Here is a 15,791-nt window from a genome sequence, read left to right on the forward strand (position 1 = left end):
ACTGTTAAAACAATAACCAATAAGTTGTATTGATATGTTTCATTCATGGCAACTGCTTAGCTTAAGCATTATCTATATTGCATTACTGTTTTGGGTTGCCTACTTGGGTGACAAGTTTCGTCACAAGCTTTTTGGTGACAGAAAAGCCATTATTTATGCGCTAACCCTTGGGGTTTATTGCACCTCTTGGAGTTTTCTCGGTACAACCGCCCAAAGTGCCACCAATATTTTTTCTCACATTCCTATTTACCTTGGACCTGTCTTATTATTTGTCTTTGCGTGGCCATTCTTACTACGCATTATTCGAGTCAGTCTCCAACTCAATTTAACCTCTATCGCTGATTTACTGGCGGTTCGATTTGGTAAATCCCACAGCCTAGCTAAGCTGGTGACTTTGGTGGCACTGATTGGTACTTTGCCTTATCTGGTACTGCAAATAAAATCCATCGTTTATTCATTTGAGTTACTGCAAATAGAGTCAACGATGCCGCAATGGCAACTGGGCTTAATCGTATCCTTGATCATTGTCGCGTTCACCATTCTATTTGGTATTCGTCACATCCATGTTACCGAAAGCCACCCACAAATGATGTTAGCAATAGCGTTTGAATCGGTGATCAAACTAACGGCCTTTGTGGTTCTGGCAGTATTTGTGTGCTTTTTTATATTTGATTCGCCAATTCAGCTGTGGCAAAAAGCGGACATTAACCTCAACGAGCAATTAAGCTTTCCTAACCTCACCAGCTTATTTGGCATGCTAGTGGTCGTAATGGCAGCATTTTTAGCCCTGCCACGCCAATTTCAAGTGATGGTGGTCGAAGCCAGTCATGTAAAAGACACCAAATACAGTCGCCCGATTTTTATCCTCTACCTCACTCTATTTGCCATAATGGCGATTCCACTTGGATTAGCAGGACTTATGCTATTTGGCGACCAAGTCGCTGCTGACTCTTATGTATTGAGGCTTTCCATTATGGAACAACCCGGCTGGATAAGTTTGCTGGTATTTTTAGGTGCCATTTCCGCTGCCAGTTCAATGATGATCATTTCTTCAATGGCATTGAGTACCATGCTCAGCAATGAGATTGTGTTCCCGATCTTATTTCAGTCACAGCGCCAGCAAAGCAACTACCAATCATTTCAAGCCCGACTGCTCAACATTCGTAAGCTGCTGGTACTGTGCATTATTATGATGGGATACGCTGCTTTTTTGGTGATTGACCCAGATAGGCTCGCTTCTCTTGGAGAAATCGCGTTTGGCGCATTAGCTCAACTGACTCCAGCGTTAATTGCGGCTTTTTATTGGCGAAATGCCAGTTTAACTGGTGTATTTACTGGGATTTCTGTCGGTTTTAGCTTATGGCTATTTTTGAACTTTTTACCAAACCTTGGCATTTATGATCTCAGCCTTGCCAATGAGTATTTATCCAGTAATACCGGCTTTACCTTATTCTCATTAGCCGCGAATACCCTAGCAATGATTGTCATCTCATTATTTAGCCGACAGAGTGTACATGAGCGCGTTCAGGCCACCTTTTTTTACAACAAAACCAGTGAACTGTCCGAACTAACCCCGAAGCGATTAGCCATTGATAGCTCTGAACTGAAACTGTTATTGGTTAAATTTTTAGGCACCGATACCGCTGAAGAATGTATGGCGAATTTTAAACGCCAAGTAGATAACAAACAGCTGCCCACCGAACAATACAACCAAATTTTGATCCAACATGCCGAAAGTGCGCTTGCCACCATTATGGGCGCATCGTCGGCTCGAATGTTGATTCACTCGGTGTTACAAGGGCGCAATATCAATTTAACTGAGCTGGCCTCATTAATTGAAGAAGCCTCGAATCAACAACAATTGAAAAATCTCAGTATCCTGCACAGTGCCATTGAACATGCCAGTGAAGGGATTTCAATTATTGATAAAGAGCTGAATCTGGTGGCTTGGAATCGAAAGTATCTCGATATTTTTAACTATCCCAAAGGGGTGGTCACCATTGGTGCGCCTATTGAAGATCTCATTCGTTATAATCTGTCACAAATTTATCATGGCCAAATTAACCTTGAACAAGCGGTGCAAAAGCGCCTTGCCTATTTAAAACAAGGCACCCCTCATGCGTCAGAGCGAACCATGAACTCAGGGCAAGTGATCACCATTGAGGGTAACCCTCTGCCCAATGGTGGTTTTGTGATGATGTTCAGAGACATCACCACTTATCGACAAGCTGAAAAAGTGCTTAAAGAGCAGAACCTTGATTTAGAAACCGTCGTCCAGGCTCGAACTAAAGAATTAAAACTGGCCAATGAACAATTAGCCATCTCTCATCAAAAAGCACGTCAAGCCAACCAAAAGAAAAGCCTGTATTTAAAAGCCTGTAGCCATGACTTAATGCAGCCCTTGGAAGCCGCTCGACTGTTTACTTCTGCGTTGTCCGCTCAAAATAAACTGTCCGACAGTCAGCGTCAGCAAGTTAGTAATATCGAACAATCCCTAAAAGTGGCTAATGATATGTTATCCAGCTTAGGAGATATGGCACGCATTGAAGGCGGCAATATCAAAGTCAATGCTGAGGTATTTTCATTACTTGAGTTTCTCACCCAACTTGAAGATGAATTTACACCATTAGTTGAAGAAAAGCAGTTGGATTTTCATGTCGATAAAGTTGAAGGCTGGCTTAATACCGACCGCCATTTATTACGCCGTATTCTGCAAAACCTACTGACCAATGCTTTTCGTTATGCCTGTGACGGAAAAATTGCGGTTATCGTCAACAACAAAGACAATCACGTCGATATCGCTGTAGTTGACCACGGGCCGGGAATTTCACCTGAAAATCAAGCGCTAATTTTTGAGCCTTTTACTCAGCTCGAAAACAGCGACAGCAAAGGCTTAGGTTTGGGGCTTAATATTACTCGTGCATTTGCACAACGATTAAATGTACCTATCAAACTGACTTCAACCACAGGCCAAGGCTGTCGCTTCACTCTATCTCTGCCAACCGTATCAAGCCCTAACTTATCTCAGCCACAGCAAAAACCACAATCCGGCCTACAGGGTGTGTCTGTACTATGCATTGATAACGACCCTGAAGTCTTAGCTGGAATGGTGGAGTTACTGTCGGCATGGAAATGCGACGTCGTCGGCGTAGCCAGCAGAAGCGAAGCTCTGGCGGCTTGTAACCGTCATGGTAATCGCTATGAAATCATCCTCGCGGATTATCAGCTGGATGATAATGACAACGGCCTAGAGGTCATTGCAGCTCTTCGTGAACACTGTCAAAGAATGATACCGGCTATTTTGATCACCGCCACAACCGAAGCCGATATAGAACAAAAAGCTAAAAGAGCCAAAGCCGGTTACATGAGAAAAATGGTCAGGCCTGCTGTACTTAGAGCCATGATGAGCGCCATGCTTACTCAAACTATGCAAGATAAGTATGGCAACATCCATAACCAGTAAATTAACCATTTAATTGGTGACTAAAATCCTCGGTGATCTCTAATTGGTTTAACACCAACACCGCTTGAGTGCGGTTTTGCACGTGCAGCTTACGAAAGATAGCTGTTGCATGTGCCTTAACCGTCGCTTCAGACACATTAAGCTGATAGGCGATTTGTTTATTCAATAAGCCTTCGGCAAACATGGTTAAGATTTTAAATTGCTGTTGAGTCAGGCTGGCAATTTGCTCAGCCACTTGTGATTTACTTGGCGAACTTTCTTTACCATCAAAACCTGAGGGCAACCACACTTCCCCCATTAACACTCGGCTTATCCCATTAAAAATACTATCAATGTCTGTCGATTTAGGGATAAAACCAGATGCACCGTATTCAATGGCTTGGCTTATGGTGTCTCTATCTTCATAGGCTGACACGACGATGACGGGAATATGAGGATAGTGCTGACGGACATGAATCAAGGTATTGAATCCATGTGCACCGGGAATATTGAGATCAAGCAGTAATAAGTCAGCTTGAGAGTGTTCAACCAATACCTCTTCTAGCTGCTTAACCGTTTCCGCTTCAATAAACTGGGTTTGTGGCATCCTGCTTTTAAGCGTTTCTAGCAAAGCCTGACGAAACAAGGGATGATCATCAGCAATGATCACGTTCTCTGGCAAAAACATTATTGTTATTCTCTTTTGTTTATTTGCTTATGAGCACCTTGTGTTATCCATAACAAAACGATATTGGCAAGGTACTAACCAATTCAATTTATAGTATTTTATTCATAATATACCTGTGGTACTTCACGGTGCAACACTTCATATGATTGTTCTCGATAAGTTATGCTTTTTATCTCCTAACCTAGTCCCCTCAAGAAGGTACAATCAGGCATTATCTTCGAGTTGAAATTGGAAAGATTATGCGTGCTGCCATCATTGCGTTATCCGCTATGCTCTCGGTGCTTTACCCAGCTCACTCTTTCGCACAAATGAAAAAAATAAATGTGCCTGAAAAAAATGTGGGCAATAAACAATGTACCTTTGCTGTCGAACACACAGGACCAGGCTCAGGCCGCTTTATCGAACGAATATACAATCAACAAGACGTTGATAACTTTCATGCAAAGTATGGTGATTGCACAGACTTTATTGGTGTTTTGCTCATAACGGATAAAAGCAATAACTTTTCTACAGCCACGGCAAACTCAAGCGCCATAAACAGCCTTCAAGGATTAGCTCAAATTCACAGTGCCACTTATATCTATATCGAAAACACTCAATTAACAAACCTCAAAGGGTTTAACAACTTACAAAACGTCAGTAACTTTACCATCAGCTCTAACCCTAACCTGCCCTCACTTGATGGCCTGCAAAGCCTAAATACGGTGTCCTCCTTCACCCTGCAATCTAACCCTTCACTCACTTCACTATCTGGGCTAAACAGCCTAACTTCAGCCTCGCTCACCATAAAAGATAATAATAAACTGACCTCGTTAACGGGGCTGGACTCATTGGCATCGGTTTACGATATGGATATTGAAGACAATCAAGCCCTTATCAACTTTGAAGGTCTGACAAAACTCACTAAAATTAACAGTCTCACTCTTAGAAACAATGCGGTATTTGCTAATTTTAAAGGCGCAGCTCAGCTGCAACACATCAGTACCTTATCCTTGTACGTCAACCCAGTGTTTGAGGGGTTTACAGGGCTAGATAATCTCACAGATATAGGCACTCTTACCGCAGAATACAACCCTAAATGGGGCGACTTTGAAGGGCTATCAAAAGTGAACAGCATTGAACATATTGTCCTAAACAATAATCAACAATTAACCTCCTTTTCTGGCTTAGATCAACTGCAAGATGTGAATACGCTGGAGTTAACCAATAACCCTTCCATTGAGAATATTGATGCGTTAAGTCAAACCCTTGGCGCTTATAATCAAATCGACATTGAAAATAACCCTAAGCTGTCTTCTATTAAAGGGTTAAAAGGGAATTTAGGTATTCAAGCGGCTGACGGCTATAACGGTGATCTGACCGTCGTAAACAATCCATCATTAACGTCACTTGATGGTTTGGATAGTATGGTAAAAGTAGAGGGCAGTATTTTACTTAAAAACAATGCCGCCTTAACCTCAATCAAAGCTCTGTCGCATTTACAGCGGATCGGCAAAGACATCCAAATAACTGACACCGCTCTAACTTCCTTAGATGGATTAGAACATCTTGAGCTGCCCTCAAGTTCAGCTGATCATCACCTGATTTTACAAGACAATTCTGGATTATCAGATTGCAGTGCCGTCTGCCACTTATCCGCAACCGATGGCTATGTGCAGTTAATTGGGGAAAATGGAACTTGCCAACAAAGCCTCGATGCCTGTCATTAATTCAAAAGAATCGTTCGTATGGCGTTTAGTGCAGCCATACTGACTGCTCAAGCTTACAAGTGATAGTTTTCTGACATTGAGGTGAAATTATGGCATCCAAAGCAAGTGCTCCCAACGCAATCGATATTCCTTACTTCAACCGAACGATTCCAACTGATGCTTTTTCAGCCTTAGGGCAACTCCCCATAGGGCAAAAGTTCACTATCATGCTAGAGCACCCTGATGGCTCTAAATCATTTCAATGCACACAAGTGCGTGAATGTAATGCTTTAGGGCTTAAAGTCACTAAATTCATAGATACAAAAGCGAAAAAATCACGCGAATCCAAATTTAAAGCCATTGATTATTCCGTGACCCTCACTCCAATAACCAAAAAAGATATTGAAACTTTTATAACCCAGTTTAGGCTTGGAATGAGCACGCGTTCACCTGAGTTATTTGTATGCTGCAAAGAGGGAAATAAAGCCGACCTTGAAACGCTTATTAAATCAGGCATCAACCTAAATCAAAAAGATGAACATGGTGTCACCCCACTTTATTACGCATACCAAAACAATCACCAAGGCATTATTGAGCTGCTGTTTCAACATGGAGCTAACCCCAACATAACAGACCCAAAAGGGGAATCGATATTTCTTCACATTGCCGAAAAAGGCGAGGTTGCAATAATGCGCTTATTTGTACAGCAATCCATCCCCTTACAACTCAATACCAAAAGAGCATCTGGCGAGTGGACACCTCTACATTTAGCCGCCATGCACAACTCGTTAGAGATGTTCAAAATTTTTATGGATGCCCAGACAAACAAGCTTGCAGTCACCCAAAGCAAACGCTGCATTTGGCATATTGTTGCTGAAAACAGAGACATTCATTTTTTAAACGTACTGATTGAAAGAAAAATACGAGGAGGCCAATCCATTACAGTTGATGGCTATACACCGCTGCATCTAGCAGCCGAAAACGGAGACTTTGAAGTCTTTAAACGTTTATTGTCAGCCACCAACGCACCATTATTGAGTGTCACTCAAAACATTCATTGTCTTTGGCATCTAGTGGTAACCAGAGGTGCCCCTAGATTTATACAGCTTCTGATAAACAAAAATATTGCTGGTATTGATTGGAAGGATAATAATAATTCAACACCACTGCTACTGGCAGCACAACAAGGTACCTTAGCTAACCTTACCTTATTGTGCCAATCACAATTAACGTCTAAAAATGCAAAAACCAAAGACCAAAAATCCGCTTGGCACTTCGTTGCTCGCCGAAATGACCCTCTGCTTTTCGATGTCGTAATGAAACACCATAACGTAGGTCATGCTTTGGAGAAGGATGGAAAAGGATGGTTACCACTGCATTATGCTACTCGATACGGCAGTCCTGAAATGTTCGTCAAAGTCCTGTCGATCTCGGGTACGGAATATGATGCTTTAACCAACGATCAAGAAGCCTTAATTCACCTAGCCGCCTACAGGACTAAAGCTTATTTTGTACAATACCTACTGCCCAAGGGAATTGGTGGTCACATTAATGCGTTAACAAAAAGTGGGGAGTCCGCACTTCAACTAGCCGTTCAAAAAGGCTCCGTAGAGACCCTAAACTATCTCCTCCAGCAAAGTCGGCTGAAAAAAGACATCAAAACGGTTAAAGATAGCGCTACAGTGATTCACCTTGCGCAGCAAAGAAGCAATACCGATATTATGAAATGTTTATTAGCCGATCCATCAATAAAATCACTGGTTAACGTTGCGAACAAACATGGTCATACCCCGCTTCACTATTGTGTAGCGAATAATCGACTTGAAATGCTAAAGCTCTTGATCAGTAACGGTGCTGATGTCCTAATTACACCTAAAGACGGAGAGTCTCTACATGCTATAGCGAAACGATGTAAAGCACCCGATTGCGCAACTTACTTAGCAACGCTTGATGCTTTTAAGCGCAGCTGAGTCTGCATTATGATTGATGTGAGCTCTCATGTTCATACAGTCAAGCATGCCTGATTAATGGCTAAAAAGTGCCCAGAGAAATTGTTCAACCACTCTGCTATGCACACCAACAACGGATCGACGATGAATAACATTTAACTGTTATAACTTTGTTATTTTTGAAACAATGGTCGCCCATAAAACTGCGCTCTTCAGGCTTAGTTATGTCGATACCGAGCTCTCTGCCACTTTGGCATCTAAAGCAAATATCATACACTTTAGATGATGTTGTAATGTGCGAACACCGTGAATCTTCTAGTATTTTGGACAAACTCTGTCAGTGGTTTGAAGCAGAAAATAAAGAAATCATCATAACCCCTTTTCTTTCACAACTGTTTGACCAAGCACTTCCTGTCATGAAGCTGCGTGCGTGGCAACGGCTTCGTTCACATGCTTTTCGTGCTGAAGATCTTGTTTTAAGGATTACCCCATACCGTCACCTAACGGCCGTATTCAGAGGAAAGGAATCTATTGAAATCACACTTAGGGATGATTCATTTCCAGAACTCAATATGTTTGAAGCATTCCTTGCGGATGCGATTGCCTCTTCAAGAGATACATGCACAATGCGGAGTTTTAGCCTAGATATAGATAGGGGAGAATACTCTTTTATCACTCCATCAGATGAAACAACATATTCGGTTGGTGATCAAATAGATAAAACGATAAAACTGGCTTATGCCGAGACCTTTTTTTCTTCAGCGGCAGATAAACAATTAATCTACCGTTTTTGCTACCAGTTTTTTCCTATAATACTTTTTGAGCAAGTCTTCCAAGAATATACTGTCACTTTTCATTATGAATCCGATTGCAACTATATACTTGAACGATTGGCTGATAACCAATTCTTAATCACCAACATTTTCAGGCTCAGCTATAAAGAAAATCCATTCGAGCTAAGTATTCATCGCTTTCCTGACAGTAGTTACATCAAGTCGATAAAAGTTATCGCCACTGTACTTGTTATTGGAAGTGACTTTTTATGTGTTAATTTTGAACGTATTTTTAGCTATTTTAAAGAAGAAGAATTACAGCAACTCACCAATAACGGTATCGAACTTAAGGTCATCCCGAGGCCTGAGCCTCTTCGCCCAAATAAAACTATCCCTCACAAATTAAACTCTCAGCGCCTCAAGGCTTAAAGCTAAGATGAGATAATTCCAGACATCTCAAGTAACAAGATAGATTTTTTAAAATATCAAACAGTTCAAACTACATTAAGGGTCGAATCTTTAAAATGGGCTTACTAATATCGAATATGAGTGGGTTGAATGTTTGCATTTTCAGTTACAAGCTATTCATCGGATCCCGTGGCTAAGGAACCTCCACCCCCCAGCCCTAAACTCCAACATAAATCGGAGTATCAAGTATCAACTATTGATGATGACCGAACTCCAACTCCAGCAACAAAGTTTCATCATTCTTCCACTTCAAAAGAACCCGTCATTATTGAGGGTGAAACTCACTTACACAAGACTCCCCAAAAGAAAAGCGCTATCATCATCAACGGCGAAACATGGGATACACATAAAGTCGAGCAACTGTTGAAACAAAAACAAAGTGATCCCAGCACCAAACTCAAACTGCAACCGTATCAGTTACCCGGTTTCGACGTTTGGTTAAACAATCTAGAAAGCGATCTTGCGGGTGCCACGCCATTATATGCCGCCTGTGCCTATGCCGAATTAGATCTGTTGAAAGCATTACTCACATTACAACTTAAGCACCCAGACGAAGATATTGGCCTCGCTGCTGTCAACAAGCATTCAAAGCACACGCCATTTTCTATCGCATGTAAATATGAACATAAAGACATCATTTCTGTGTTACTCGACTTTCATGCTCAAGACCCCAAAATTTCCATCGGGCTTGAGCATCTTACCCTTGTAGGCAACTCAATATTACGCCAAGCCGTTATTGAAAATAAAAAAGTCACGGTTAAATTATTATTAAACTTCATCACTCAGCACCCTGAGTTAACTAACTTTCAAAATACTCGGTGTAAAAATGAGAGCGAGAAATATTTGTGGAATTTAGGTGTCTATTATCAGTATTCAGCTAGCAATTTTCCGCTCTATATAGCCACACAGAAGAGATATAGTGATATCGTGCGCTTACTGTTAGAGTTTAAACGAACCAATCCACATATTCAGATTGGCACCTCACAACCACACAAGACTCAACGTAACACCGCCTTTCAACTGGCTTGTAAGCAAGGTGATCTCACAACTGCCGCCTTATTTTTACACTTTAAGCTCCAAGCACCCAATAGCTTGTTTCAAATATATAAACCGCATCTCGACACTCATAATTCACCGTTATTTGAAGCGGTTATACAACAAAAAGTCGAGGTGGTAGCGCTCTTGATCAATTTCAAAATTAAATACCCTGAGATAGACATAGGAGCTGATGATCTCCACAAGCAAAAGGGGACGACGCCACTGTTTGAGGCTTGTAAGATCGGTAATCCTCAAATCGTTCGCTTGTTTTTAACATTAAAAGCCGCGGTTCCTAATGCCGATATAGGACTTGCCGATGTCCACCCGTCCACAGGCAACACGCCTTTTTTTGAAGTTTGCGAAAGAGGGCACGTTGAAGTACTGAATGAGTTTTTAGAATTTATTCCTCAACATGAAGACATTGATACGGGTATTGGTTGGCTGCACCCACACTCAAAAAATCCGCCTTTTTTTCATGTGATCATAAATAATCAAACTCCAATGGTGGATAGGTTCCTCAAATTTAAAGCCCTGCATCCACACATTGTCATTGGATTACATTATCAACTTGATGATTCTGGGGATTCCGTTTTTCACATCGCCACTAGACAAGGGAATTTGGCTCAAGTTAAGCAACTGCTTGCAGCAAAAAAATCAAACCCAAGGTTACTTATTGGTGAGAATTACCTGAATCATAAGGAATTTACGCCAGTACATGAAGCCAGCATTTTAGGACAAACTGAAGTCATTGAACATTTAGTTAACTTACAATCTCAAGAACCAGATTTGCAATTGAGTTTCGCTTATCAACACCCCACTACTGGAGAAACCCCGTTAATAGCCGCCATTAAGGCCGAACAACCTGAAACCGTCAAAGCCATGCTCAGCAATCGCTATGTCGAAATTGGTATTGATATACCTGATCCCGAAACAAAACTTAGACCCGCACAACTGGCCAACAGGAAAAAACAAGTCGAAATAGACAAGTTATTACAGGAACTCGATGAACAATTTGAAAAAGATAGTGAAACCATTGAAGCCTTTATCAACAGTTTACATACCAAAGCCGTATCAACGGATGTATAGCGATATAATCAATCTTGATTAAACGCCTGATAGACTTGTTGAAACAGTGTGCTAACCTGCCCTTTTAATTCTTCGGAGGGTAACACCTTCAATAAAGCATCGACTTTATCTTTATGGTCGGCTGCAACATCATAATTTCTCTGCTGAGTTTCAAGTTGCTTCAGCCATGTTGTATGCAGAGGAAAGCCCATATTCAGTTGTGGGTGACTCATTTTGTATTGAGGGCCAGCACTTAAATTGTCGGCATCAAAAAACCAAAATTCAGTATTGCTTGACCAGTCATCATCGGTGTCATCAGAGCGATAATGATCAGAGAAAATAGCGCAGCACACCAAATAGCCACCAGCAATTTCATTTTTGCTCGCATCGACTTTGGGGACATAAGTCGGCGAGGTGACTAAGTAACCATCAGGACACGAATAACTGTCAGCTACCGTCAACACAGACTCAGGCCTTTCCCCCGTTTCTAACCACGTATGCAACGCACATTTATCAATACTGATTTTATTCACCATCGCTGGTGACTCATTGGCAATCAGTTCCAACATTGCTTCTTTAGATTGACGACGGTTAGGATAGTTGCCGTACAGTTCATCCATAATCTGGGGTAAAGTGTTATTCCATAATGGCGCACCAAACCAATAAATATGCTGAAACTGTTTGACTGGGTAAGTGTCACGATACGCATATAAACCCAACACTGGTGTGTATTGTTTAGAGTCGTCCAGTGATAAATCAACTTTGTCTGCGGTTTGGGCATCAACATCAACCACAATTACCGCCGGACTATTGATATCCATTCCAGCAATCAGCATGCCCGACTCGGCCTTCATACTGTCACCAGAAAACATTGACCGATCGACCGAATGGATAAACTCAGCTGGATCGGAAGCGTAAGACATCCCAGCATGGAGCACTAATTTATTGTCGCTTGACTGTTGATAGTCCACTACAAAGTGAACCATTTCACCTGCAACAGTGATTTTTTTAGCCACAACTGATGAGCTATTTATCTTTTGAAACTGATCACGGTTAATAACATACAAATGAGTGTCAGATGACTGCGGATAGGTAAATACCACTCTCACCACTTGTTTAAATTTAGCGATGCATTCTGCGACAAATTTAGGTTCATGTTGAGTCTTAAAATCGTCTGAAAACGGTGAATAATCCTCAGTAAAAAATTGACTGGGCAAAGCATCAAGTAAGGATATTTTAAATGCGGTATCGGCAAATAATATATGATGTTCAGTTATCCCCATCATATGAGTGCTTTGCTGGATCACAATTGGTCGACCATTTTCATCCACCACATCAAAGCTATCAACACCAATACTGTTACCATTCCAACGGTGCAGCTTAACCCCGTTATATCCATCCAAATGAAACGCATCTAAAAGCCCCAATAATTTCTCAAAGGCCGCCATAAACAACTCCATGACTGGATAGTGCTTATGAGCAATCACCTTTGACGCTCTTTCCTTAAAATCGTTTTTGATTTTATCTTTCATAAAGTTATCGAAAGATACTTGGGTATTCGTCACAAACAACTCACCCGTTGTCGGATCAAATGCAGGGTGAGCTGTCGACATCAACATGCTAAAAGGCATCAAATTAAGCGGGTATTTATCTAACAGTGGCGTCCAATCACTATTTTTCCCCACAGGTGAAATCAACTTGAGCGATATTGGGTCAACCTCAAACGGACGCATTACATCGTTGGTTATCAATAGTCTTTCTGTGTCGGAGTCAGGAAATCTAAGAGGAACAAACGCCGTTGATGCTTGCTTTAACATACCCAAAATAGGTGAAACACGACCCAAGCCTAAGTTTGCCCAAGGAATTAACTTAGAATAGCTGTCTTTATATTGAAAACTGATTTGATCCGCATAATAGCTCGGTGTCGCCGCAATTCGCGTGGTTAACTCCGCCTTACCTGAATTGAAACTCAACCGATAAATCATGCCATCGCCATTAAATAACGCCGTTCCACCATCCTCACAAGGCAGAACCACCTTATTATTTTCTTTTGTAGTGGCTGATGAAACAGAACCTACTGCAGATACAATAAATACCGAACCGATTAAATCATCGGGAAGTAACGCTGGCGCACCTATAGCATCAACAATCGATAATTCTAAGGGTTGGTGAGCATCATCTTGACCATAAAATTCTCGGCGACTACAAGACATGATCGCTTTAGGGAAACTGGATTCCATCGTTAGACCTGCAAGTTAATGAGTAGTGTGAGGAACAAGTTCAAGCAAGGTAAATTGGGGAAACAATAGCAATGGTTTGGTTAAAGAAGAGGAGGGCTGATTAACGTTTTCTTTGAGTAGATTTTTGGCAACTACGGGCCTTATTACCAATCCAGCACTCAGTAATACACCGCCTGTTGTTAAGAATTGTCTTCGAGTCCATCTCATAGCACGACCTAATTACTATTAAATTAAGTAGTTAGCATATACCTCCCCATAGATAAATGAAGGAGCAAATCGAAATACCTTATATTGCACTCACGATCTCAAATTTTGATCTTTTTTATCAAAACTCGATCCATATCAAACATCGAGACAGTTTTGTCTCATACAATACATTTATGAATCACCAATGGGATAGGTAAGTGAATCCTAAGCAATCTGTCAGAGACAAGCTGATTGAAACAGGCACTTCGTTATTAGCCATTAACCCTGGCGCGAGCCTTAGCGAAATTGCCAAACAGGCCGGAGTGGGACGGGCATCGTTACACCGCCACTTTTCCAGTAAAGAAGCGCTAGTATCGGTATTGAGCATGGAAGCTATTCGTCAGTTTAAAACAGCGCTCAATGCAGCGGTGATCAGCTCTGAGATCCCCATAGAACAATTATCTAAGCTAATTGAGCTACTGGTGCCTCACGGTGATTGTGTTCATTTCATTCTGTATGAATGGAAGACATTTGAACACCAAGACATCATGACGGAATACTTATCATTAGAAAGCGAGATTTTAGAACTGATTGAGTCTTGCAAACAACAAGGCGCTATCGATATCACAATGAGCAGCCGCTGGATTTACTATTTGATTGATTCAACCGTATACACCGCGTGGTATGCAATACAAGATGGAACACTCGCCGCCAGAGAAGCCCCTAAAGTGGCTTCATACAACGTACTTAATGGGCTAAAGAGGTAGCATTATGAATATTTTGATCATTAAAGCGTCAGCCGAATCTGATTTCAAAGATTACAAAAAATATATGTCTTCACCACCACAAGGCATTTTCTCTTTAGCGGCGGCAATGCCCAATGCGCATTCATTTGAAATCATAGATGAAACCAATGGTGATAAACTCAGCAAAAAGCAGATTGAGTGGGCACAATTGGCCATTTTGACCGCATCAACACCCGATATCACTCATGCTTATCAATTAGCGCAAAAGCTAAAAGAGAGTAGTTTAATGGTGGTGTTGTCAGGGCTTCATGTCACCTTTTTACCCAGCGAGGCCGCGTACTACGCCGATTCGGTGATCATTGGCGAAGCTGAGCCAGTATGGCAAACGCTACTGGCAGATGCAGATAAAGGTCTGTTAAAGCCGTCATACAAAAGTAATGAGCAAGTGGATATGGGTAATCTTAACCCATGGCCAAACACCGCCGATCTTAAAGAGCGTTACGGCACGTGGGGTGTACTGGTTGGTCGTGGTTGTAAAAACAGTTGTAGTTATTGCACTGTGCGTCCTTTCTTCAAGCGTGAAGTCTTTCGGCCGGTATCGCATGTAATTGATGAAATCAGAGCCTCAGGTAAAAAGTACTTAGAGCTGCATGCCGACAACTTATGCTCTGATCCTGATTATGCTTTTGAACTGTTTACTGAGCTCAAAAAGCTCAAGGTGCAATGGGTCGGGGAAGCCACTTTGGATTTTGCTGAAAATGAAGCCTTAGTTGAAGCGGCAGCGCAATCGGGTCTCACATATCTGCTGGTGGGCTTAGAAACCTGCTCGCATCCAGCGCTAAAAATGGCAGGAAAAGGTTTTATCAAACCCGCCAGAGCCAAAGAGTTGATCCGTCGATTGCATGATAATGACATCGTCGTGGATAGCTGTATGTTGTTTGGGTTTGATGAGCACGAAAAAGACATCTTCGATGAAACCATTGCCTTTGTGGATGACGTAAAACTGGATGTGATCCATCCCAACTTTATTACTCCATTTCCCGGCACCAAGTTTTACAATCAACTGCTAAGAGAAGAACGTCTACTCAGTAATGACTGGGCGGATTACGATTGCTCACATGTGGTATTTCAGCCCAAACACATGACCCCACAAGAACTTGAGAATGGCGTGATAAAAGTCAGAGACACCCTTTACAGCACTGGACGCAGGCTCAAACGCTTTGCCCGTGTGACATCTATGCAAGGATTGTATGTGTCTTCAATGACCACTTAATGTCCAATTTACACTCAAATCGAGTAGGAGGGAGCCTCACGGCTCCCGTCCTCTCACACCACCGTACAAGCGATGTCGCATACGGCGGTTCCAATTATACTGCTAACTTCTTGTACCCTTCTAACAACGAGTACAGTCCCATCTCTTTAAACCTCTGATTTGGTAAAGCTTGATTCAGTTGTGGCGTTTTCGAGAGTTTCCACCAACCTTTGTCAGATGCTGCTAACTTCCAAGC

Annotated in this window: 9 protein-coding genes; 7 read left to right on the top strand and 2 right to left on the bottom strand. The window is 41.8% G+C overall.

The window, feature by feature from the left end; translation table 11 throughout:
- Positions 1-34: 34 nt before the first annotated feature.
- Complete coding sequence (locus D5018_RS12875; RefSeq protein WP_121839405.1) at positions 35-3,463, top strand: hybrid sensor histidine kinase/response regulator; 3,429 nt, start codon at positions 35-37, stop codon at positions 3,461-3,463.
- Position 3,464: 1 nt separating this feature from the next.
- On the opposite strand, the gene D5018_RS12880 is transcribed toward D5018_RS12875, so the two are convergent.
- Positions 3,465-4,130, bottom strand: coding sequence for a response regulator transcription factor (locus tag D5018_RS12880; protein WP_121839406.1), 666 nt, complete (start codon positions 4,128-4,130; stop codon positions 3,465-3,467).
- A gap of 239 nt (positions 4,131-4,369) precedes the next feature.
- On the opposite strand from D5018_RS12880, the gene D5018_RS12885 reads away from it, so the two are divergent.
- From D5018_RS12885 to D5018_RS12900, 4 genes are all read left to right on the top strand, one after another.
- Entirely contained in the window at positions 4,370-5,839 is a 1,470-nt protein-coding gene (locus D5018_RS12885; protein WP_121839407.1) for a leucine-rich repeat domain-containing protein, read from the top strand.
- A gap of 89 nt (positions 5,840-5,928) precedes the next feature.
- Positions 5,929-7,788 carry an ankyrin repeat domain-containing protein gene (locus tag D5018_RS12890; RefSeq protein WP_121839408.1) on the top strand — a complete coding sequence of 620 codons (1,860 nt, stop codon included), beginning with the start codon at positions 5,929-5,931 and terminating at the stop codon, positions 7,786-7,788.
- Between the two features lie 203 nt (positions 7,789-7,991).
- On the top strand, positions 7,992-8,969 hold the full coding sequence (locus D5018_RS12895) for a hypothetical protein (RefSeq protein WP_121839409.1): 978 nt from the start codon (positions 7,992-7,994) through the stop codon (positions 8,967-8,969).
- A 129-nt stretch (positions 8,970-9,098) separates the two neighbouring features.
- The gene (locus D5018_RS12900; protein WP_121839410.1) at positions 9,099-11,132 is read left to right on the top strand and encodes an ankyrin repeat domain-containing protein; all 2,034 of its coding nucleotides are present in this window, start codon (positions 9,099-9,101) and stop codon (positions 11,130-11,132) included.
- A gap of 8 nt (positions 11,133-11,140) precedes the next feature.
- On the opposite strand, the gene D5018_RS12905 is transcribed toward D5018_RS12900, so the two are convergent.
- Positions 11,141-13,351 (bottom strand): carotenoid oxygenase family protein, encoded by a 2,211-nt coding sequence (locus tag D5018_RS12905; protein ID WP_121839411.1) that lies wholly within the window; start codon positions 13,349-13,351, stop codon positions 11,141-11,143.
- Between the two features lie 404 nt (positions 13,352-13,755).
- Here D5018_RS12905 and D5018_RS12910 point away from each other — a divergent pair, with 404 nt between their 5' ends.
- Positions 13,756-14,304, top strand: a complete 549-nt coding sequence (locus D5018_RS12910) for a TetR/AcrR family transcriptional regulator (protein WP_121839412.1) — start codon at positions 13,756-13,758, stop codon at positions 14,302-14,304.
- Positions 14,305-14,308: 4 nt separating this feature from the next.
- Complete coding sequence (locus D5018_RS12915; protein WP_121839413.1) at positions 14,309-15,556, top strand: B12-binding domain-containing radical SAM protein; 1,248 nt, start codon at positions 14,309-14,311, stop codon at positions 15,554-15,556.
- Positions 15,557-15,791 lie beyond the last annotated feature (235 nt).

Origin of the sequence: Parashewanella curva (genome assembly GCF_003675895.1) — a bacterium.
GTDB classification, from domain to species: domain Bacteria; phylum Pseudomonadota; class Gammaproteobacteria; order Enterobacterales; family Shewanellaceae; genus Parashewanella; species Parashewanella curva.

Excerpts from the sequence above, each read along its gene's own strand:
- D5018_RS12890 (WP_121839408.1), top strand. The coding sequence starts at position 5,929 with ATGGCATCCAAAGCAAGTGCTCCCAACGCAATCGATATTCCTTACTTC.
- D5018_RS12875 (WP_121839405.1), top strand. The coding sequence starts at position 35 with ATGTTTCATTCATGGCAACTGCTTAGCTTAAGCATTATCTATATTGCA.
- D5018_RS12900 (WP_121839410.1), top strand. The coding sequence starts at position 9,099 with ATGTTTGCATTTTCAGTTACAAGCTATTCATCGGATCCCGTGGCTAAG.
- D5018_RS12885 (WP_121839407.1), top strand. The coding sequence starts at position 4,370 with ATGCGTGCTGCCATCATTGCGTTATCCGCTATGCTCTCGGTGCTTTAC.
- D5018_RS12905 (WP_121839411.1), bottom strand. The coding sequence starts at position 13,351 with ATGGAATCCAGTTTCCCTAAAGCGATCATGTCTTGTAGTCGCCGAGAA.
- D5018_RS12880 (WP_121839406.1), bottom strand. The coding sequence starts at position 4,130 with ATGTTTTTGCCAGAGAACGTGATCATTGCTGATGATCATCCCTTGTTT.
- D5018_RS12915 (WP_121839413.1), top strand. The coding sequence starts at position 14,309 with ATGAATATTTTGATCATTAAAGCGTCAGCCGAATCTGATTTCAAAGAT.
- D5018_RS12895 (WP_121839409.1), top strand. The coding sequence starts at position 7,992 with ATGTCGATACCGAGCTCTCTGCCACTTTGGCATCTAAAGCAAATATCA.